This window comes from Pseudoalteromonas sp. SIMBA_162 (assembly GCF_046535955.1).
In the GTDB taxonomy this organism is placed as follows: Bacteria; Pseudomonadota; Gammaproteobacteria; order Enterobacterales; family Alteromonadaceae; genus Pseudoalteromonas; species Pseudoalteromonas marina.
This window is the reverse complement of record NZ_JAWJBQ010000464.1, coordinates 1-268: the sequence shown is the minus strand read 5'-3', so window position 1 is coordinate 268 and position 268 is coordinate 1. Positions and strand designations below refer to the sequence as shown.

The following is a 268-nucleotide window of genomic DNA, read 5'->3' as shown; positions in this document are numbered from 1 at the left end:
CAGGTACTGCCGCCAAGCACGAACAGGTGCCAGATGGCGTGGTGATAGCGCAGGCGCGTCATCAGAAAGAAGATCACGCCCAGGGTATAGGTGATGCCGCCGGCGACCAGCAGGATGAGCCCTGTCTCGGAGAGCTTCTCGACCAGCATCGGCGAGGCGAACACGATCAACCAGCCCATCAGCAGATAGACGCTCACGCGCAGGGCGCTGAAGCGTTCAGGCCAGCGCAGCTTGAGGAAGATGCCGCCCAGCGCGAGCGACCAGATGA

Annotated in this window: 1 protein-coding gene; it reads right to left on the bottom strand. The window is 62.7% G+C overall.

Annotation, left to right across the window (positions count from 1 at the left end; genetic code table 11):
* Window positions 1-268 (bottom strand): PAQR family membrane homeostasis protein TrhA (trhA, locus tag R0J88_RS20505; protein ID WP_410900952.1); only part of this gene is annotated, 268 nt, incomplete at both ends.